Genomic DNA, 14,304 nt, shown 5'->3' on the forward strand with positions numbered 1-14,304 from the left:
GGTGGGTTTGGTGAGTGCTTCGACCGCTGCCAGGAGCGGGTCAGTGTCGGTCATCAGGGCTCCTGTCGGTAGGGGTTGGGCCGGTTGATGGGGTAGGTCGGGTCTTCGCGTTGCTTCATGTGCTCATGGGCGCAGGCGGTGAATCCGTCATCCCAGAGATCAGCGGGATCCTGTCCGTCAGGAATGATCTGTCCACCCATCTCAAGTTGCACGCCGCGGGCCATGTCGTTGATCAGGCCGCTGTCGATACGGACGTTCCACAGGGCGAGGGATTGGAGCCGTTTCGCGAGCATCGAGGCCCCGGTGGCTGCACCGTCTCGGAAGTCGTCTGATGCGATCCCGCTCACTGTTCTTCTCCTTCCGCGAGGGCATGGACGACGGAGGCGGCCTTGCGGTAGCCGTACTGCCAACATGACAGAGCGTGCTCGTCCTCCGCGTCGATCGCTGCGGCGGCTTCTCGGAGTGCTTCCTTCCGTGCCCACTCAGCGATCGGTTGTGCTGCTGCCTCAACTTGGGTCATCAGGGACGCCCTGAACGACGTAGCGAGGTCATCCCACGCCTTGTCAGGACCAGTCGACTCGATGTCCCAAAGCTGCTGCGCGGCAACCCTCAGCACTTCGTCCGGGATGTTCATCAGTGGGTCACCTCCACCCAACCGCTCGCGTCGTCGTCCCAGATGACGGCAACATTCTCGTCGGTGTACTTGTTCGTGCCGGTGAAGATGTGGGTCATGGGGTCGCCGGCATCGAGGTAGGCCGTCGATGCACCACCCGCCGCCGTGCGGTATCCGACCTTCGCGGGAAGCCATTCGGGTTTCATGAGTCGGTCACCTCATCGATGGCCCTGCGGTTCACACGCGTTTCCCCGGGCAGCTCTACCAGCGTCTTCGCTTGTTGGACACGGGCGGCCCAGTCTTGAATCGTCTGGTATTCCGCCTTCCGGTCAGCGCGATAGGCGGCGTATTCGGTTCTAATCTCGTCATACGCCCGCTGAAGATGGTCGAGTTGTGCCCGTGACGCGTCACGCTCAGCCTCGATATCGCGGATCCGTTTGTGGTCAGTCGCCTGACGAATGATGCCCTCGCTGAACGTGGATGCCTGGTCAAGGCTCATCCCTGTCGCCTGGCTTATTGCGATGGCGTTCATCGCGAGCAGGTTCTCAGCGTTTCGCAGCTTCTCGTTCTTCACCACCAGAGCCTCAACCGCATCCGCCAGGCGATCGATGAGTTCATCCGTAACCACGAGATAAGCCCTGGTGCCTGCGAAGGTTGCGCCTTGATACGTTGCGGCTGCCTTGCGCTGCAGTTCGAGCTGAGCGCGCGCTTCCTCTATCAGCTTCGTGTAGTGGTCGCTCATGAGGGGTTCATCTCCCAATCAGTCGAGCCCTTGCGGCGGCGCACGATCACAGGTGCTCCCCAGGTGGACTTCTGCGCGGTGCGCATGGCTGATTCGGGGGTCTCGAATCCGATGAGGCCGCCGAACGTGTACCACCAGATCGGGTTCGGGCCGGTCTCGGAGTCAAAGAAGCCGTACTCCCACGGCTCGGTGATGGTGTCGCTCATGTCCGGTTCTCCTTCGTGGGTTCGGGTTCGTTTGGGCAGGGGATCGCTGACTTGCCGAAGGGTCCGTAGCATTTCGCGCAACGATGCTCGACCGGTCCTCGTGTGCGTTCCCTTGGGGTTGGTGCCCACTCAGCACGAGGAGACACATCAATACGGGCCCTCACGACGGGTCCCCGGAATCGTGCGATTGGGGGTCGCCGTGCTGCGTCGCCGCCCACGGCACGAGCGGCAGCAGCGCGAGACCTTGTTCGATCGCGTACTCAACGCCCTGCCGGAACGTCAGGCGACGAACCGCGCGTGAGGTGTTCGTGTAGGGGTCGCCGCCCTTGAGGTGCGGCCATCGCTGCTCAGCTTCCTCGTCCACACGGCGCAGCGTCGCATCGTCCAGCATCACGCCTCCGTCCCGGAATCGACCGATTCGAGGCCGTACGACCGCACGATGTCGTCGAGCATCATCGCGCCGTTCGCAACGTCGGCCGTCAGCTCGTGGATCAGCCCTACGTCCTCGGCTTTGATCGCGGCAGCGAGCTTCGCGGCGTGCCACGAGATCTCCTGCCACGCAGTGCGCAGGCTCATTGTTCGCCAACTCGCCTGATCGCCCTTCCGTCCCACCGGTGCGCCTCGATCTCGACAGGCTTCTTGCGGTACTTGGTCATGCGACCTTCTCCTTCGGGTTGGTGTTGAAGTGGGCCCGGAGTGCGATGCGCACATGCTCCGGGGTGAGGTTGTTCTCGAACCGGCGATCCCATGCACGGATCTCCGACAACATGAGCTCGAGTTCGTAGTCACGAATCACGGGCGGGATGCGGTAGTACGCGAACCGGTACGCGTCATGGTCAGCGACCATGCGCCGCCACTCAGCCGACCCAGGCCGTTCAGACGGGCTGGGGTGACCGAATCGTTCCTGCTCGAGACGTTCGGGATCCAGAGAGGCGATGAACGCCTCCCACTCCTCCGTGGCGCCGGTGATCGGGTCAACGTGCTCCATCACGCCACCCCCAAACTGAGCGCGTGCGCACGAGGCTGATGCGCCGAACACGGGGCCGGACTCCCGCACCACATGCAGGTTGGGGACCATGAGCCGACGAACGCGTTCGGTGCATCGTGGTGTAGCGGTTCCCGGTGAGCTGTCTTCGCGGCGGCCGACATGAGCGTGATCGTCAGCTCAACCGGGAGAGGTTCTGGGTTGAGGCGTGGCGCTTTGACCGCGGCACGGAGACCCTTGCCTGACTTCACCATGAGTCCCCACCCCTCCGGCAGTTCGTCCGGCTTCGCGATGTCTCTGCTCGGGACGACCAGCCACCAGTGGTGCATGTACCGCTTGAACGCCTCAGCCTTGGTCGGGTCGCGCAGCTCGGTCAGCCAATCGGAGCGTGAAACTTTCACCTCGTGCCCGTGGAGCGCCAACGAAGACGCGTACTTATCCGCGGCGATGAAGTCAGCGATCCGCATCGGACCGGTGCTGAATCCGTCAAGCGTGGAGCGGACGTGTTCGGCTCGAACCCACCGGTCCGCGTACGTGCCAGGCCGGCGCACCATGTACCGGTCGAGGAGGAGATCGAGCATGTCCCGCTCGGTGTACTTCTCAGGTGCTGGCTTCGGGGCGATTCCTTCGAGCATCGGTTCGTCGGTCATCACGCCACCCCCATGTCTGCTTCGGCGAACCATGCGCGCACCTGATCCGGGTTGGTCTGGCAGGAGGTGACGACATATCCGGTCAGGTTGCCCACTGGGGTGAGGGACAGTTTCCCGATCTCCTGAGCGAACACGACTGCCTCGGTGGATGTGATGGAGTGGCCGAGGGTTCCGGAGAGGACCTTGCGTAGGTCTTCCACGTCTCGGATCCCAACCTCTGCAGCGACCTCATCCAACCCGTCAGATTCGGAATTGCTCGCGCGGTTAAGTAGGTAAGCGACTGACGGGTCGTGAGTAATATCGTTCCCCTGTTCCCCTGTTCCCCTGTTCCCCTGTTCCCCTGTTCCAGGCGCGACCTTTTCAGGAACCCTCGCGAGGACTTCGGGAGCCCTCCTGTAAGCCTCGCGATTCACTGGGTCAGAGTAGTCGAAAGTGCCGTCTGGCCTGGGAAAACGTCCCTTCGCGGGCTTGTCGATGCGCTGCAGGTCTTTCCACTTGTCGATGTAGAGCAATTCCTCGCCCTCGGCCTCGTATCGGGCGATCAAGCCGGCCTGGTGGAGACTGGAAATTGCTTCGGACAGCCTCGCGAGGGTGTCGCGAGGGTGTCGGGAAAGGTCGCGAGGGAACACATCCGCGGCAATGAGCGCGATGTCGTCCTTCCCGACCCCGTTGTCATCGACATACGACTCGAGTCCCTTCAACACCAGGCGCACATCCCACTCGAGTTGCGCGATCGTCTTGGACCGCCAGAACTCCGGCTTCGTCGATCGGATCCTCATGGTCTCCCTCCTTTCGTTGTGTATCCGCCAGCCGCGGTGATCAGGGCGGTCATGCGATACCCCCGTCAGCGGTGAGCATGATCAGCCAGCCCCGGTAGAGGACGGGTGTCAGGTTCGGGTCGAACCCAGTGCGGACGGCCCAGCCGTTCTTGTAGCGAGCGGTGTCGGAGTGGGCGGCGCCGTGGCATCCGGTGTGGTTCCCCCATCCGCACACGTGCAGCAGGTTCTGGACGGTGTCCTGACCGCCGTGTGAACGGTGCAGGCGGTGGTGGATCTCCGTAGCCCGCTTCGTGCCGCAGACCTCACACACGCCGAAGCTGCGCTCCTTGACTCGCTCATACGCCTGACGCGACTGAGCAGCGGTGACCTTCTCGGTCTTCGGGGCGATCATGCCGCCCTCGCGATCGTGCGGAGGAGAACGATGTCGCACCGCTGACAGAGCCCAGTGACGCCGTTCACGAGATGTACGTCAGTTCCATTGACGCACTGGACGTAGGCGGGGGCGATGTCGTCGAAATCGAACGCGAGTTGCATCACACCTCACCGCCTAGCAGTGCGACGAGGTCGCGGACGGTCATGGTGACGTACTGGTCAAGCGCCTGGCCCTTCCCGCGCCGCTTGTGGACGACAGCACCGGCGATGGCGTCAGCGTTGCCACGCTCTACCTCGGCTTCGTCGACCCATGCGGCGAGCTCAAGCCGGTTGTGGTTCTTGCACTCAATGACGACACGGCCGAATGGTGAGCGGACACCACGGATGTCGCCTTCGTCTTTCGCCCCGCGGAGTGGTGCACGGTCGATGCGGTCGTCATCAGGGAATGCGTCTTGCAATGCCCGGGTGATGAGTGTCTCGAATGCGGTCCCTCGAGCCTTGTTCCGGTTCATGCAGCCGCCCCTTTATTGGCCTTCCGCAACTTGCGGCGGTCGTGCTCAGCAAGCTCGCCCCAGATGCCGTAGTGCTCGTCGTTCTGCAATGACCATGTGAGGCACTGCTGTCTGACCTCGCAGCCCGCGCAGATCTTCTTGGCTGCTACTCCTCGGTCACCGCCCTTCTCCGGGAAGAAAAGGTCGGGGTCCGTGGTCGCACATGCGGCTCTGTCTTGCCAGTCGAGTACGGTTTCGTCAGGCAGGATCACAGCGACCAGGTCGAACGGGTCCGGGGTCATGAGGTGGCCCCCTTCGCGTCCTCATACGCCTGCCCCATCACGGCGCGGATTTGAGGGTTGGCGCCGGCCTTCTTCGCTTCTGTGGCGAGGTCCCAGATCGCTTGGGCGCCTCCGTTGGTGCTGGCGAGTTCGGTCAGCCAGTCCCGCCCCGATGTGTCCTTGACCGGTTCGGCAGCGGGTCGTGACTCACGTAGCGGGTTCACAGTGGTGGGTGCACGCTGTCCGCGGCGGACGGTGAGCGCGACCGTGACGGGTTCCGTGATGTCAGAGACGTGCGAGAGTCTGATGCCGCCCACCGGCTGACCGGCCCAGAGGACGGTTGGGTCGCCGTAGAGGGTGACGCGGCGTCCGATGTAGACGCTGGCGTCGGGTCCCCAGCATGCGACCAGGACACGGCGGACGGTCTTGGCAGGACGCCATGGGCGGTCGAACTCCTCGAAGTCGATCTGGATGGGCTGTTCCGCGGACGGCCCCTTCCGGACACCTGTGATGGTGAGGGTCTTGGGGCCGCTGATCAGGTCCTCGTAGTCCATCTGGTCGCTCTTGGGCGCCAGGGTGCTTGAGATATCCATCAGACGGTCTCCCACTCAAAACCGGCTGCCGAGAGGGCCGCTCCGAGGTGCGCGTAGAAGTCCTCGGGGAAGGGCTCTCCCTCTTGATGACCCGCAGGCCATACGTAGATGCTGGGGGTCTCTCCGAATTCGTCCATCAGACCTGGATCTCCTCTTCTTCGTTCTCGTACACAGCCCAGGTCGGTGGGGTCAGAGTTGTCGACTGATATCCGGGCCATGTGTTCGTTTCGGTGCAGCGTCGGTAGAGTTCGCGTGCTTTCGCGGTGCGTTCTTTGGCGAGGTCTTCCCACATGAAGTCGAGGTCGTAGACACCCACCAAGTGCGGCGGGGCAGACTCGACGACGATGAACTTGAAGGACTCGAGCTCGGTGCCTGTGATGGCTTTGTGGGCTTCCCAGTACCAGCGGTCCTGGATGTGGTAGCCGAGGCGGCCGACAGCGGCGTTGAAGGCTCCGGGGGAGGCGTCACGTGCGGTTTTAAGGTCGCCGGCGTTGACGCCGTCATAGATGTCGAACCGGGCGCGCATGGGGACGTCGTCGATCGTGGCGAACAGGCTCACTTCGCGGCCGACGACAGTCTCGAGAACGGTCCGGGCATCCGGGTTAGCGAGGACAGCTTCCGCCATCGCATCGACCCGCCCGACGTCTCCGGGGCTAACGGGGGCGAACCCTTGAGCACGCTTCTCGGCAGCCCATTCCTCGGTTGCCTTCTTGGTCGACACGTTTCCGCTGGGGGTGAGGTGCTCGGGTGGGTACTCAACGAGGCCGGTTCCGACGCCGAGGACTTTCGCGTGGGCGACGAGGCCGACATCGAAAGCTCTCTTCCCAGGCTGGATGGTGTCCTTGTAGTGCCGGTAGATGGCTGGTGCTTCGAGGATCTTCCGGGCGCCGGTGCTGCTGAGTTCGGGGCGGGAGTGGTAGTCGGCGTCGGTCATGTCGACGTAGATGCCGTGGAAGGTGTCAGTCATGGCTGGCCTTCTCGGATTCGTAAGTCTTCTCGACCTCGCGCAGCAGCTCTGAGACGATCTCGTCGACTCGCTGCCATGCACCGAGAGCATCACGAGCACGGCCACGCCACCGCTTCAGCTGTTGAACGTCGACCGTCTTGTGCTTCTCGATGAACTCGGTGAGCATTGACGCCCTGACGGCGTCAACGGCTGCAACCCGAGCTTCCGTTACGAGCTTGTTCCCCCGCTCGTGAAGCTCGTCCTTGGTCATGGCTGGGGCGTCATCTCGGATTACTCTGAGACCGCTCATTCGTGGTCCTCCTGTTCGTGGTCGTATTTGTCCCACCAGTCGCGGTCCATCCAGGGTTCGGCGGGGTCGTGATCAGGGTCAGGGCAGGTGTGGTCGGGCCATTCGTCGGCGGGTACTTCCTGCTCGCACTCGAAACAGGTGGTCATCTCGATCACGACTCGGCCCCACTACCCGGGCGGATGATTACCCAGTCACCGGCTACGCGAGCGAGCAGATCGATCTGCTGCCGCCCGGCGTGCATGGTCTCGATGAGCATGTCGTTCCGCGACGCGTAGTAGAGCGTCGCCTGCGGCGAAGCGAGACCCCACTCCAACTGCATGTCGGCATAGGCTTCGGCAGCTGCGACGACCGCAGCGAAGACTTCCGTGGATGCGTCGCCACCCTTCATGCGTTCCAGCGCCTCGCGCACGTCCTTCGGGTCGATGACGCTCATGCGATGTCCTTCGGGTCGGGTGTCCACTGGTCTCGCAGTTCGTCTCCTGCTGCTTGGAGGTCGTCTCCGTGTGCGTCAGGTGCATGGAAGACCAGACGTGCGGTACCGGTCGGGGAGGGTGTGCGGAGGATCGGGTCAGGGTTCGAGAACTCAGGGGCGGTCATCGGTCGCCCTCCACGTACTCGGCAGTGACGCGGATACGGTCTCCGTCGTCGTTTGTGACGTAGCCGATGACTTTCCCGGACTTCTTGACCTTCGCTTCCGCGTCGGCCTCCCACACGCCGCCGAGATAGACGGATTCGTTGAGGGCAGCGTCAACGATGCGCTGCGGCAAACGGTCCAGGGCGCTCATCGGGCACCTGCCAGGACTTCGAGGGCGATTGTCAGGCCCGCGGTGTGTTCAGCCTCACGGGTGATACCCGTTCTCCTGTCGATCTCGTCTGCGTTCACGATTGCCTGGAAGGCGTGGATGCGCGGCCGGAGTCGCTCGTCCGGGCTGAGGGCGTTGAGTATGGTCCGAAGCTCGCTGTTCGCGGCACGGACACGATCCAGGTTGGTCTTCAACTTGGTGCTCATTCGGGTTCTTCTCCTTCGATGAAGTTGTTCAGTTCGGTGGCTGTGATCCCCAGAAGGGCGCCGCCACCAGCGATCAGGGAGCCGACCATCACGAGGGTCGGCAGGACGGCCAGAACGGCCAGGACGACGACGGCACAACCGCCGAGGATGATGAGGATGAGGAACGCGTTCGCCCGGTTCATGAGCGGCCTCCGAACGCGTAAATAACCCACCAAGCGACTGCGATAGCGGCGAGAACGAGGCCGGTGAGCGCGACGACTTTCGGCATCCAGTCGGGTCCAGACGGCTTGTACCCGTTCCTCACCATGAGGTCACCAGCCAGAGGATCCCGAAGTACGCGGTGCCACCAAGCAGGCCGAGCACGATCGAACCGGCCGCGATCACACCGACCAGAGCACCAACCACGGCACCGTTCACACGGCCGGGTGCGTAGTCTCTCCGCACATCCGAGGCGCTCATGACGCCTCCCCGAGGATCGAACGGGCCAAGAGGAGGCCATGCTCATGACCCGGCTTCGAGGGGAACTCCTCCTCGGACCAGCCGGCGGTTTCAGCGATGTGCAGCAACTCCTTGAGAAGTGCGAGCTGCGCGTCGATGGTGCGATGCAGAGTCACGATCAGGTCAGCGTCTTCACCCGCAACGCTGATGCCCCAAGCGTCATTGCCCCATCCGCACAGGACTGTCTGACCGTTGGCGCCTTCGAGGTTAGGACCGTTGTCGGTCCATCCCTGGTCGATCGCCTCGAGGTTCCACCAGTGCCACGGCCCAGGAACGGACGCGGCCTTGAGCCCTTCGAGCTTCTCGATTGCTGCGGTGATCGTCTCCTGCGCGTTCATTCGGGAACCCCTTCAGTGATGACCGTCTCGATTCGAGTGGTCTTGCGGATCGAATAGCCGCGCTCTCGGTACCATCCGAGATCGCTCTCGTTCAGAGGGCCGTACGTCACGTATGACCCGTCGGCCCACAGCAGCTCTTGTGTAGTGGTCTTGACCTCCGCCAGGGTGTTCACGAGCAGACCTCCATGACTTCGGGTTCCTCCACAGGTTCAGGAGTGACAGGAACAAACGACGACCGCGCAACAGGCGGATGAATCGGAAGAGCATGACGACTCATGAGGTCGCCCCCTTCACCGCAGCACGGAGACGAGCAAGCGCATCTTCGCCGCGGGCAGCATCAGCCGCCTTGAGGACGTCCGCCTTGAACCGGCCCACGCCATAGGTCGTCTCGCGGACGAACCGAGTCGGCCAAACGCCACCGGCGAAGGACTGAGAGAATCCGTGTGGAAGTGCGTAGTTCGGTACGAGCTCCTCACGTTCGGTCGTCTCGTCCGGGTACGCCTCCCGCAGCCCGAGAGCATCAATGACCTTGTTGAGGAGAGCATCCGTGCGATCGCCTTCCCGGCGGGACTCGTCACGGATCTCGAGCAGTCGCTCGTACTCGTCGAGATCGATGCGGATCTTCGCCACGTCAGCTCACCGCCTCAGCCTGCTCAGCGAGGCGCTCCCACAACTGACCCGGAGTGACCTTGCGAACCATCACCGCGACATCACCGACGAGGACGTTCGCCCACTCGTCCAGAATGATCGGCGCGGTCACGACGCCACCGCCTTCCCGTCTTTCCACCACGAACCGAGGGAAGCCGTGCCGCGGAGGCCGGCGTTGTAGATGTCGGTGATGGCCGCAGCGACGCACTGGGCGACAGGCTGACCCGTTTGCTCGCGCTTGAGCCCCGCACGGTTGAGCACACCCTTAGTTCCGCCCATGGTGACGTTGAGCTTCTTGATGACGCGCTCCGGGTCGACGCGACCCTCATAGCGGGACCAGAACAGGGCGACGCCCTCGATGATGCTGGATTCGAACCCGCGATCTCCGAATGCTTCCCGGATGATCCAGAGGGTCTTCGCGAGCCCCTGAGGGCCGAACTTGGCGTAGGTGCTTGTGAGGGCGCCGACTGCACGGATCGAACCCGGGACCACGTTGCGTGTCACCTTGAGGCCGAGTGACATGACGATACGGTCGATGTCTGACGGGATCGGGTCCTTGGCAGTGACGCCGGCCTTGAACTTTGCGAATGAGTCAACGGTGAGGACGTCGTTGAACTCGAGGAACTTCTTCGCTTCCTGCGCTTCGGTGAGGCCATGCCAGCACCACGCTTCGATGCAGACGTCTTCCCACCCGTCCCCGAGGAATTCGCGGAGAGCTGCGAGGCGGTGCTGCCCGTCGATGACGTAGTACAACCCGTCGCGGGCCGAGACTGTGAGCGTGCCGAGCTTGTCGAGGTTGAGGTTGTTGAGGATGTACTTCACGCGGGAGCTGTTGAGCTCACGCTGGGCGGTGGGGGAGACGCGGAGGTCTCCGAGCTTGATCGTCTTGAGTCGGTCGGTTCTCGTGACCTTTGCGACGTCGGCGGGCGTAACCATTACTTGATCTCCTTGAGTTCGGTTTGCATCTTTCGAATCGCCCGGAGGGGTTCCGCGAGTCGTTGCAGCCACTCGCTGGCCTGCTCCGGGGTGACGTCCTCGTAACTGACAAGTTCGAGGGACGATTGGGAAACTTCGATCGTCATGACGATCTGCTCGAGAACCTCGAGCGGATTCACGCGCCGAGTGCGACCGACGATCTTGTCGGCGGGGAAGGTGATGGCACGTTTCCTCGCGCTCTCGCGGATGCCCTTTTCGCTCATGCCGACCTCGCGAGCGATCTGATGCGAGGTGAGGCCCTGGGCGGCCATCTCCGCGATGTACTCCCACTTGCTGTCCTGCTGCTCGCGGTAGCTGGTGATCTCGCTCACCTTCGCCACGACGTTTGCCCGTGAAAGGTTCCCTTCGGCTTTCGCGGTCGCGATAACCTCTTCGAATTCGTCCTCTGTCACGGTGTCGGACATCTTGAATGCGTCAGTTCGCTCCGGCTGCGAGCCGAAGAACTGACGAGGGCGAGCGAGGTTATCGCCACGCGATACCCTGGGATCGTTGAGGTTGCCGCCGATGTCTCCAGTTCGCGCGATCTGGCCGGCAGCCTGCCCCTCGCGAATGGCAACTCCGAGCGCGCGCTCGGAACGGCGCACCATCTCGACGGCGTCAAGCTGGATGTCTTCGGAAAGCTTCTTCTGCTTGGCAGCCTCCGCCACCGTGGCGACGAACGCCTTGAACTGCGCGACATCCTGCGCCGGTGCAGTCGACTCCTTCGCGCGGACAAGCCACTGACGGGCCTGATCAAGCATCGACGTGACAGCCACCTCCCGCGCCGCCGAATCGAGCGAGTCGAGCATGGCTACATCCGTGCCGACTGCGGTATCCTGTTGGTCAGACAAAGGTTTGATCTCCTTAGTTCTTTGAATCGCTCCCGGTTGCAGCTGGGGGCGATTCGTTCGTTAGGCGTCGGGCAGGTTGTCGCGGTAGTCGAGGAGTGCGGCGCCGGTGATGATGTACTTCCCGCGGGAGGTTGCTCTCTTGGCGGCGAGGCGCCCGTTGCGGATCTCGGCGTAGACCTTCTGCTGCTCGAATCTCAGCCAGGCCGCCGACTCCTGGACGGTGTAGTTCCCGTCCTTCGTGACGACCGGCGGAGGCGCCGGGTCTGTGGTGGTGGTCATTGGGCTCCTTCGAGTAGGTCGGCCGCCTCGAAACACAGAAAGCCGCCGACCTCACGGAGCACGGAAACCGGGAACGGCCTCTCACCCGAGAGGTACGTTGCAAGGTCCGCGACCGTGACGTCGGCGGCTTGTGCGACACTTTCCTTGGTCGCACCGTTGTCTGCGATCCTCTCGCTGAGGATCGTTCCGAGGCTAGTTCTTCTTGACACACATCAAACTTAGCTTGAACGGGATCAATGTTCAAGCGTTTCGAATGATTTTCTTTGTTCTACGTCGATATTTTCTAGTTACACTGATGTAGTGCCTGACGACCGCTCTACCTCGAAGCCCATCGATCGCGCCCTAGCCGACGTCCTCGTCGCCGCCTACAAAGGCCGGCGCCTCAACCAAGCCGCACTGGTCGAAAAGACCGGGATCAAACCGGCCACGATGCAGAGGCTCATGGCGGGGAAGGCGCAGTTCGACGTCGACCAACTGTTCGCGATCGCTGACGCCATCGGCACGCGCACGGCGGCCGACTACCTACGCGAGGCCGAAGCGAATGTCGACGAGGCATCCATGTCGCAGGCACCCTCTAATGTCACGGACATCACCAGCAAGGGCGACAAGGAGTTCGTATGGCAGGGGGAAGAGAACGCTTACGAGGAGTGGGACGCAGTAGCGAAATCGCAAGACTCGACAATCGAGATCGACCCCGACGTCCACACTCCGTAACCTACGATCCGGAGCAACACGCTGCTGACCTCGGGCTCCGCATCGAACCACGAGCGCTGCGCACAGACATCGCTCTACTTGTCCCTGACGCCCGGCTCATACTCGTGCGACCGCGGCTTTCCCAGACGGTGCGCCGATGCGTGATCGCGCATGAAGTTCAGCATTACCTTGCTGGCGATCGACGTATCCCCACGATTCACGGCACTCTCAAACAGGAGAGCCGGGCGAACCGTGCGGCGGCGCGGCGCCTCATTGACCCAAACGCGCTGTTCCAGTTGCAGCAGGAAACAGAAGACCCCGGCGTTTGGGCTTTCGAGCTCCAAGTCACCGGGGACATTCTGATGGCCTACCTGACGGCCTAAGACACCTCGCGTATGCCGCCGTCGCGGTTCTGGATCTCGATGCGGCGGGCGGCGAACATCTCGGGCAGCGATGTGACAGCCGCGGTGTGGCGTGCTGTGATCGCCTTTGTCTTGTAGTCCTCCGTCATCAGCCAGGACGAATGCCCGACGATATCCTTGATCAACTCCACGGGGACACCAGCCAACAGTAGGAGATCCACGGTCGTGTGGCGGGCGTCGTGAAGACGAACCTGTGGAACGCCGGCGCGCTCCAAGAGGTCATGCCACATCCGGTTGCACTCGCGTGGGTCTATCGGTGCCCCCTTATCGGTGTGCCACACCAGATTGTGGGGGTTTTCATCAGCTCGGGTTCGTTCGATGTGGTTGAGTATCTGCGACTGCAGTGGTTCTACGAGTGGGATGACGCGCCAGCCAGAGCGGGTCTTGGGTCGCGCCAGCCAAAGTCCGCCGACGAGGTTCTCGGCCTCATGGTTTGCGGGGATGTTGATGTGCCGGCGGGGGCAGTCTGTGCCACGCTTACGGCCGCATGCACCGACAGTCTTGCCCTCTTCGTCAACCGTGGGGCTACCGACACATCCGTGTTCCCAGGTGAAGCGCTGGAGCTGCCAGGAGAAGTTGAGCGCGCGCACACGACGGTCTCCCTGCACAAGTTCGAGAATCCGATCTGGTTGCAGTCCCAGCAGCTCGCCTTCACGCGCTCCGGTCAGAATGAACGCTGCCCAGAGCGATGCGTATGGTTCGATCTGTTGTTCGTCGTCGTCGGTGCGGAGGGCGAAGTCGAGGAGTTTCAATCCTTCGTCCAGGGTGAGCGCTCGAAGTCGCTTTGCTGCCTTCTGTGGGGCGTCAACCAGGGTGGCAACGTTGCGGGTAACTCGTCCTTCCCGGACGGCGTACTTGAGCGCGACAGCGAGGATGCGGTGCGCCTGTAGGGCCGTTGTGGAGGACAGACCTGCGTTCAGCATGGCATCGTGCACGTCTCGCACGTCCTGTGTGGTGAGCTTGTCCAGCTTCCGGGCACCAATGACGGGAAGTATCTTCGTGTCGATGAGGTACCGGTAATTTCGCGCAGTGCGGGGCCTAAGCTTCTTTGCCGCAATGCCGCGAAACCATGTGTCCAGCCACGCTTCGACTGTGAGCACTTTTGTCTCGAGGTCGCCAGCGTGCTCGAGGTCCTTCTGGGCTGCTCGCATCAGCTTGATCAGCTTCTGCTTATCCTTAGCCCGGATCCGCTTTCGACGTCGCTTGCCATCCCGCGGCGGCAACTCGATGGATGCTTCCCAGTACTTGAGTGGTCCCTCTTTGGGGACGCGGGAGAGTCCGCCTTCACCCTTGCCGCGTGCCATGGTTGTTCCTTTCGATCAGAGATGCCCTGGGGCGCCGTTGCCCCCGGCAGTCTTCTGTCGTGGGCGCTCCACCGGCCGTCGCTTAGGACTCCGGTGTGCTGCGTTCTTCTCCGGAACGGGGAAGTATGCTTCCTCATGCGACCTGCTCCAATCAGGTTGCGCGGAGGCTCCGAGTTACTGTCCAAGGCGACTCGGGGCCTCCACTTGTTGGTGTGGACAATCGGTGTGGACATTGGGGGATGAAGGATCATTACTCAATATCAACCGATATCTACACTTTATGGAAGCCCATCAAGAAAAGCAAGCCAGACATCAAGAT

General features: G+C 62.5%; 32 protein-coding genes. 2 read left to right on the forward strand and 30 right to left on the reverse strand.

Annotated elements, in window-relative coordinates:
• Nucleotides 1-53: 53 nt before the first annotated feature.
• From IT072_RS02500 to IT072_RS02635, 29 genes are all read right to left on the reverse strand, one after another.
• Nucleotides 54-347 carry a hypothetical protein gene (locus tag IT072_RS02500; RefSeq protein ID WP_223359197.1) on the reverse strand — a complete coding sequence of 98 codons (294 nt, stop codon included), beginning with the start codon at nt 345-347 and terminating at the stop codon, nt 54-56.
• Nucleotides 344-634 (reverse strand): hypothetical protein, encoded by a 291-nt coding sequence (locus IT072_RS02505; RefSeq protein WP_223359198.1) that lies wholly within the window; start codon nt 632-634, stop codon nt 344-346. Before IT072_RS02505 ends, IT072_RS02500 begins: the two co-directional genes overlap by 4 nt.
• A complete protein-coding gene (locus tag IT072_RS02510; RefSeq protein ID WP_223359199.1) occupies nt 634-819 on the reverse strand; it encodes a hypothetical protein in 186 nt (61 codons plus the stop codon). The genes IT072_RS02505 and IT072_RS02510 overlap by 1 nt, the downstream gene beginning before the upstream one ends.
• The gene (locus IT072_RS02515; protein ID WP_223359200.1) at nt 816-1,355 is read right to left on the reverse strand and encodes a hypothetical protein; all 540 of its coding nucleotides are present in this window, start codon (nt 1,353-1,355) and stop codon (nt 816-818) included. The genes IT072_RS02510 and IT072_RS02515 overlap by 4 nt, the downstream gene beginning before the upstream one ends.
• Nucleotides 1,352-1,561 (reverse strand): hypothetical protein, encoded by a 210-nt coding sequence (locus IT072_RS02520; protein ID WP_223359202.1) that lies wholly within the window; start codon nt 1,559-1,561, stop codon nt 1,352-1,354. The genes IT072_RS02515 and IT072_RS02520 overlap by 4 nt, the downstream gene beginning before the upstream one ends.
• Nucleotides 1,562-1,721: 160 nt before the next feature.
• Nucleotides 1,722-1,952 carry a hypothetical protein gene (locus IT072_RS02525; RefSeq protein ID WP_223359203.1) on the reverse strand — a complete coding sequence of 77 codons (231 nt, stop codon included), beginning with the start codon at nt 1,950-1,952 and terminating at the stop codon, nt 1,722-1,724.
• Nucleotides 1,952-2,137: a hypothetical protein gene (locus IT072_RS02530; RefSeq protein WP_223359204.1), complete on the reverse strand. Its 186-nt coding sequence runs from the start codon at nt 2,135-2,137 to the stop codon at nt 1,952-1,954. Before IT072_RS02530 ends, IT072_RS02525 begins: the two co-directional genes overlap by 1 nt.
• A 76-nt stretch (nt 2,138-2,213) precedes the next feature.
• The gene (locus IT072_RS02535) at nt 2,214-2,549 is read right to left on the reverse strand and encodes a hypothetical protein (RefSeq protein ID WP_223359205.1); all 336 of its coding nucleotides are present in this window, start codon (nt 2,547-2,549) and stop codon (nt 2,214-2,216) included.
• On the reverse strand, nt 2,549-3,196 hold the full coding sequence (locus IT072_RS02540; RefSeq protein ID WP_223359206.1) for a hypothetical protein: 648 nt from the start codon (nt 3,194-3,196) through the stop codon (nt 2,549-2,551). Before IT072_RS02540 ends, IT072_RS02535 begins: the two co-directional genes overlap by 1 nt.
• The gene (locus IT072_RS02545; RefSeq protein ID WP_223359207.1) at nt 3,196-3,975 is read right to left on the reverse strand and encodes a hypothetical protein; all 780 of its coding nucleotides are present in this window, start codon (nt 3,973-3,975) and stop codon (nt 3,196-3,198) included. Before IT072_RS02545 ends, IT072_RS02540 begins: the two co-directional genes overlap by 1 nt.
• A 49-nt stretch (nt 3,976-4,024) precedes the next feature.
• Nucleotides 4,025-4,366 (reverse strand): HNH endonuclease, encoded by a 342-nt coding sequence (locus IT072_RS02550; protein WP_223359208.1) that lies wholly within the window; start codon nt 4,364-4,366, stop codon nt 4,025-4,027.
• A gap of 142 nt (nt 4,367-4,508) precedes the next feature.
• On the reverse strand, nt 4,509-4,859 hold the full coding sequence (locus IT072_RS02555) for a hypothetical protein (protein ID WP_223359209.1): 351 nt from the start codon (nt 4,857-4,859) through the stop codon (nt 4,509-4,511).
• The gene (locus IT072_RS02560; RefSeq protein WP_223359211.1) at nt 4,856-5,140 is read right to left on the reverse strand and encodes a WhiB family transcriptional regulator; all 285 of its coding nucleotides are present in this window, start codon (nt 5,138-5,140) and stop codon (nt 4,856-4,858) included. The genes IT072_RS02555 and IT072_RS02560 overlap by 4 nt, the downstream gene beginning before the upstream one ends.
• Nucleotides 5,137-5,712, reverse strand: coding sequence for a hypothetical protein (locus IT072_RS02565; RefSeq protein WP_223359212.1), 576 nt, complete (start codon nt 5,710-5,712; stop codon nt 5,137-5,139). The genes IT072_RS02560 and IT072_RS02565 overlap by 4 nt, the downstream gene beginning before the upstream one ends.
• Before the next feature lie 136 nt (nt 5,713-5,848).
• Entirely contained in the window at nt 5,849-6,679 is an 831-nt protein-coding gene (locus IT072_RS02570) for a PD-(D/E)XK nuclease-like domain-containing protein (RefSeq protein WP_223359214.1), read from the reverse strand.
• A complete protein-coding gene (locus IT072_RS02575; RefSeq protein ID WP_223359216.1) occupies nt 6,672-6,929 on the reverse strand; it encodes a hypothetical protein in 258 nt (85 codons plus the stop codon). The genes IT072_RS02570 and IT072_RS02575 overlap by 8 nt, the downstream gene beginning before the upstream one ends.
• Nucleotides 6,930-6,964: 35 nt before the next feature.
• A complete protein-coding gene (locus IT072_RS02580) occupies nt 6,965-7,123 on the reverse strand; it encodes a hypothetical protein (RefSeq protein ID WP_223359218.1) in 159 nt (52 codons plus the stop codon).
• Entirely contained in the window at nt 7,120-7,401 is a 282-nt protein-coding gene (locus IT072_RS02585; protein WP_223359219.1) for a hypothetical protein, read from the reverse strand. Before IT072_RS02585 ends, IT072_RS02580 begins: the two co-directional genes overlap by 4 nt.
• A gap of 160 nt (nt 7,402-7,561) precedes the next feature.
• Nucleotides 7,562-7,753: a hypothetical protein gene (locus IT072_RS02590; RefSeq protein ID WP_223359220.1), complete on the reverse strand. Its 192-nt coding sequence runs from the start codon at nt 7,751-7,753 to the stop codon at nt 7,562-7,564.
• The gene (locus tag IT072_RS02595; protein WP_223359221.1) at nt 7,750-7,977 is read right to left on the reverse strand and encodes a hypothetical protein; all 228 of its coding nucleotides are present in this window, start codon (nt 7,975-7,977) and stop codon (nt 7,750-7,752) included. Before IT072_RS02595 ends, IT072_RS02590 begins: the two co-directional genes overlap by 4 nt.
• On the reverse strand, nt 7,974-8,159 hold the full coding sequence (locus IT072_RS02600; RefSeq protein ID WP_223359222.1) for a hypothetical protein: 186 nt from the start codon (nt 8,157-8,159) through the stop codon (nt 7,974-7,976). Before IT072_RS02600 ends, IT072_RS02595 begins: the two co-directional genes overlap by 4 nt.
• Before the next feature lie 118 nt (nt 8,160-8,277).
• Nucleotides 8,278-8,436, reverse strand: a complete 159-nt coding sequence (locus IT072_RS02605) for a hypothetical protein (protein ID WP_223359223.1) — start codon at nt 8,434-8,436, stop codon at nt 8,278-8,280.
• Nucleotides 8,433-8,813 (reverse strand): hypothetical protein, encoded by a 381-nt coding sequence (locus IT072_RS02610; RefSeq protein WP_223359225.1) that lies wholly within the window; start codon nt 8,811-8,813, stop codon nt 8,433-8,435. Before IT072_RS02610 ends, IT072_RS02605 begins: the two co-directional genes overlap by 4 nt.
• Nucleotides 8,810-8,986 (reverse strand): hypothetical protein, encoded by a 177-nt coding sequence (locus IT072_RS02615; protein WP_223359227.1) that lies wholly within the window; start codon nt 8,984-8,986, stop codon nt 8,810-8,812. The genes IT072_RS02610 and IT072_RS02615 overlap by 4 nt, the downstream gene beginning before the upstream one ends.
• 100 nt (nt 8,987-9,086) lie before the next feature.
• On the reverse strand, nt 9,087-9,443 hold the full coding sequence (locus tag IT072_RS02620) for a hypothetical protein (protein WP_223359228.1): 357 nt from the start codon (nt 9,441-9,443) through the stop codon (nt 9,087-9,089).
• A 1-nt stretch (nt 9,444) separates the two neighbouring features.
• On the reverse strand, nt 9,445-9,573 hold the full coding sequence (locus tag IT072_RS21230) for a hypothetical protein (RefSeq protein WP_263282056.1): 129 nt from the start codon (nt 9,571-9,573) through the stop codon (nt 9,445-9,447).
• Nucleotides 9,570-10,397 carry a DUF6551 family protein gene (locus IT072_RS02625; RefSeq protein WP_327058949.1) on the reverse strand — a complete coding sequence of 276 codons (828 nt, stop codon included), beginning with the start codon at nt 10,395-10,397 and terminating at the stop codon, nt 9,570-9,572. Before IT072_RS02625 ends, IT072_RS21230 begins: the two co-directional genes overlap by 4 nt.
• The gene (locus IT072_RS02630) at nt 10,397-11,245 is read right to left on the reverse strand and encodes a hypothetical protein (protein WP_223359232.1); all 849 of its coding nucleotides are present in this window, start codon (nt 11,243-11,245) and stop codon (nt 10,397-10,399) included. Before IT072_RS02630 ends, IT072_RS02625 begins: the two co-directional genes overlap by 1 nt.
• A 102-nt stretch (nt 11,246-11,347) precedes the next feature.
• Nucleotides 11,348-11,566, reverse strand: coding sequence for a helix-turn-helix domain-containing protein (locus IT072_RS02635; protein ID WP_223359234.1), 219 nt, complete (start codon nt 11,564-11,566; stop codon nt 11,348-11,350).
• A gap of 300 nt (nt 11,567-11,866) precedes the next feature.
• On the opposite strand from IT072_RS02635, the gene IT072_RS02640 reads away from it, so the two are divergent.
• Complete coding sequence (locus IT072_RS02640; protein WP_223359236.1) at nt 11,867-12,280, forward strand: helix-turn-helix domain-containing protein; 414 nt, start codon at nt 11,867-11,869, stop codon at nt 12,278-12,280.
• The gene (locus IT072_RS21370) at nt 12,184-12,642 is read left to right on the forward strand and encodes an ImmA/IrrE family metallo-endopeptidase (protein WP_223359238.1); all 459 of its coding nucleotides are present in this window, start codon (nt 12,184-12,186) and stop codon (nt 12,640-12,642) included. Before IT072_RS02640 ends, IT072_RS21370 begins: the two co-directional genes overlap by 97 nt.
• Here the strand turns inward: IT072_RS21370 and IT072_RS02650 are convergent.
• Nucleotides 12,639-13,985, reverse strand: coding sequence for a site-specific integrase (locus IT072_RS02650; RefSeq protein WP_223359240.1), 1,347 nt, complete (start codon nt 13,983-13,985; stop codon nt 12,639-12,641). The genes IT072_RS21370 and IT072_RS02650 overlap by 4 nt on opposite strands.
• Between the last annotated feature and the right edge of the window lie 319 nt (nt 13,986-14,304).

This window comes from Leifsonia sp. ZF2019 (genome assembly GCF_019924635.1).
GTDB lineage: Bacteria > Actinomycetota > Actinomycetes > Actinomycetales > Microbacteriaceae > Leifsonia.

Bases quoted from the DNA above. Each gene is read 5' to 3' on its own strand.
- IT072_RS02555 (WP_223359209.1), bottom strand. From the start codon at position 4,859: ATGAACCGGAACAAGGCTCGAGGGACCGCATTCGAGACACTCATCACC.
- IT072_RS02515 (WP_223359200.1), bottom strand. From the start codon at position 1,355: ATGAGCGACCACTACACGAAGCTGATAGAGGAAGCGCGCGCTCAGCTC.
- IT072_RS02635 (WP_223359234.1), bottom strand. From the start codon at position 11,566: ATGACCACCACCACAGACCCGGCGCCTCCGCCGGTCGTCACGAAGGAC.
- IT072_RS02550 (WP_223359208.1), bottom strand. From the start codon at position 4,366: ATGATCGCCCCGAAGACCGAGAAGGTCACCGCTGCTCAGTCGCGTCAG.
- IT072_RS02565 (WP_223359212.1), bottom strand. From the start codon at position 5,712: ATGGATATCTCAAGCACCCTGGCGCCCAAGAGCGACCAGATGGACTAC.
- IT072_RS02520 (WP_223359202.1), bottom strand. From the start codon at position 1,561: ATGAGCGACACCATCACCGAGCCGTGGGAGTACGGCTTCTTTGACTCC.
- IT072_RS02535 (WP_223359205.1), bottom strand. From the start codon at position 2,549: ATGGAGCACGTTGACCCGATCACCGGCGCCACGGAGGAGTGGGAGGCG.
- IT072_RS02540 (WP_223359206.1), bottom strand. From the start codon at position 3,196: ATGACCGACGAACCGATGCTCGAAGGAATCGCCCCGAAGCCAGCACCT.
- IT072_RS02630 (WP_223359232.1), bottom strand. From the start codon at position 11,245: ATGCTCGACTCGCTCGATTCGGCGGCGCGGGAGGTGGCTGTCACGTCG.
- IT072_RS02625 (WP_327058949.1), bottom strand. From the start codon at position 10,397: ATGGTTACGCCCGCCGACGTCGCAAAGGTCACGAGAACCGACCGACTC.
- IT072_RS02545 (WP_223359207.1), bottom strand. From the start codon at position 3,975: ATGAGGATCCGATCGACGAAGCCGGAGTTCTGGCGGTCCAAGACGATC.
- IT072_RS02505 (WP_223359198.1), bottom strand. From the start codon at position 634: ATGAACATCCCGGACGAAGTGCTGAGGGTTGCCGCGCAGCAGCTTTGG.
- IT072_RS02600 (WP_223359222.1), bottom strand. From the start codon at position 8,159: ATGAACCGGGCGAACGCGTTCCTCATCCTCATCATCCTCGGCGGTTGT.
- IT072_RS02570 (WP_223359214.1), bottom strand. From the start codon at position 6,679: ATGACTGACACCTTCCACGGCATCTACGTCGACATGACCGACGCCGAC.
- IT072_RS02610 (WP_223359225.1), bottom strand. From the start codon at position 8,813: ATGAACGCGCAGGAGACGATCACCGCAGCAATCGAGAAGCTCGAAGGG.
- IT072_RS02650 (WP_223359240.1), bottom strand. From the start codon at position 13,985: ATGGCACGCGGCAAGGGTGAAGGCGGACTCTCCCGCGTCCCCAAAGAG.
- IT072_RS02530 (WP_223359204.1), bottom strand. From the start codon at position 2,137: ATGAGCCTGCGCACTGCGTGGCAGGAGATCTCGTGGCACGCCGCGAAG.
- IT072_RS02575 (WP_223359216.1), bottom strand. From the start codon at position 6,929: ATGACCAAGGACGAGCTTCACGAGCGGGGGAACAAGCTCGTAACGGAA.
- IT072_RS21370 (WP_223359238.1), top strand. From the start codon at position 12,184: ATGGCAGGGGGAAGAGAACGCTTACGAGGAGTGGGACGCAGTAGCGAA.
- IT072_RS02590 (WP_223359220.1), bottom strand. From the start codon at position 7,753: ATGAGCGCCCTGGACCGTTTGCCGCAGCGCATCGTTGACGCTGCCCTC.
- IT072_RS02585 (WP_223359219.1), bottom strand. From the start codon at position 7,401: ATGAGCGTCATCGACCCGAAGGACGTGCGCGAGGCGCTGGAACGCATG.
- IT072_RS02595 (WP_223359221.1), bottom strand. From the start codon at position 7,977: ATGAGCACCAAGTTGAAGACCAACCTGGATCGTGTCCGTGCCGCGAAC.
- IT072_RS02605 (WP_223359223.1), bottom strand. From the start codon at position 8,436: ATGAGCGCCTCGGATGTGCGGAGAGACTACGCACCCGGCCGTGTGAAC.
- IT072_RS02560 (WP_223359211.1), bottom strand. From the start codon at position 5,140: ATGACCCCGGACCCGTTCGACCTGGTCGCTGTGATCCTGCCTGACGAA.
- IT072_RS02510 (WP_223359199.1), bottom strand. From the start codon at position 819: ATGAAACCCGAATGGCTTCCCGCGAAGGTCGGATACCGCACGGCGGCG.
- IT072_RS02525 (WP_223359203.1), bottom strand. From the start codon at position 1,952: ATGCTGGACGATGCGACGCTGCGCCGTGTGGACGAGGAAGCTGAGCAG.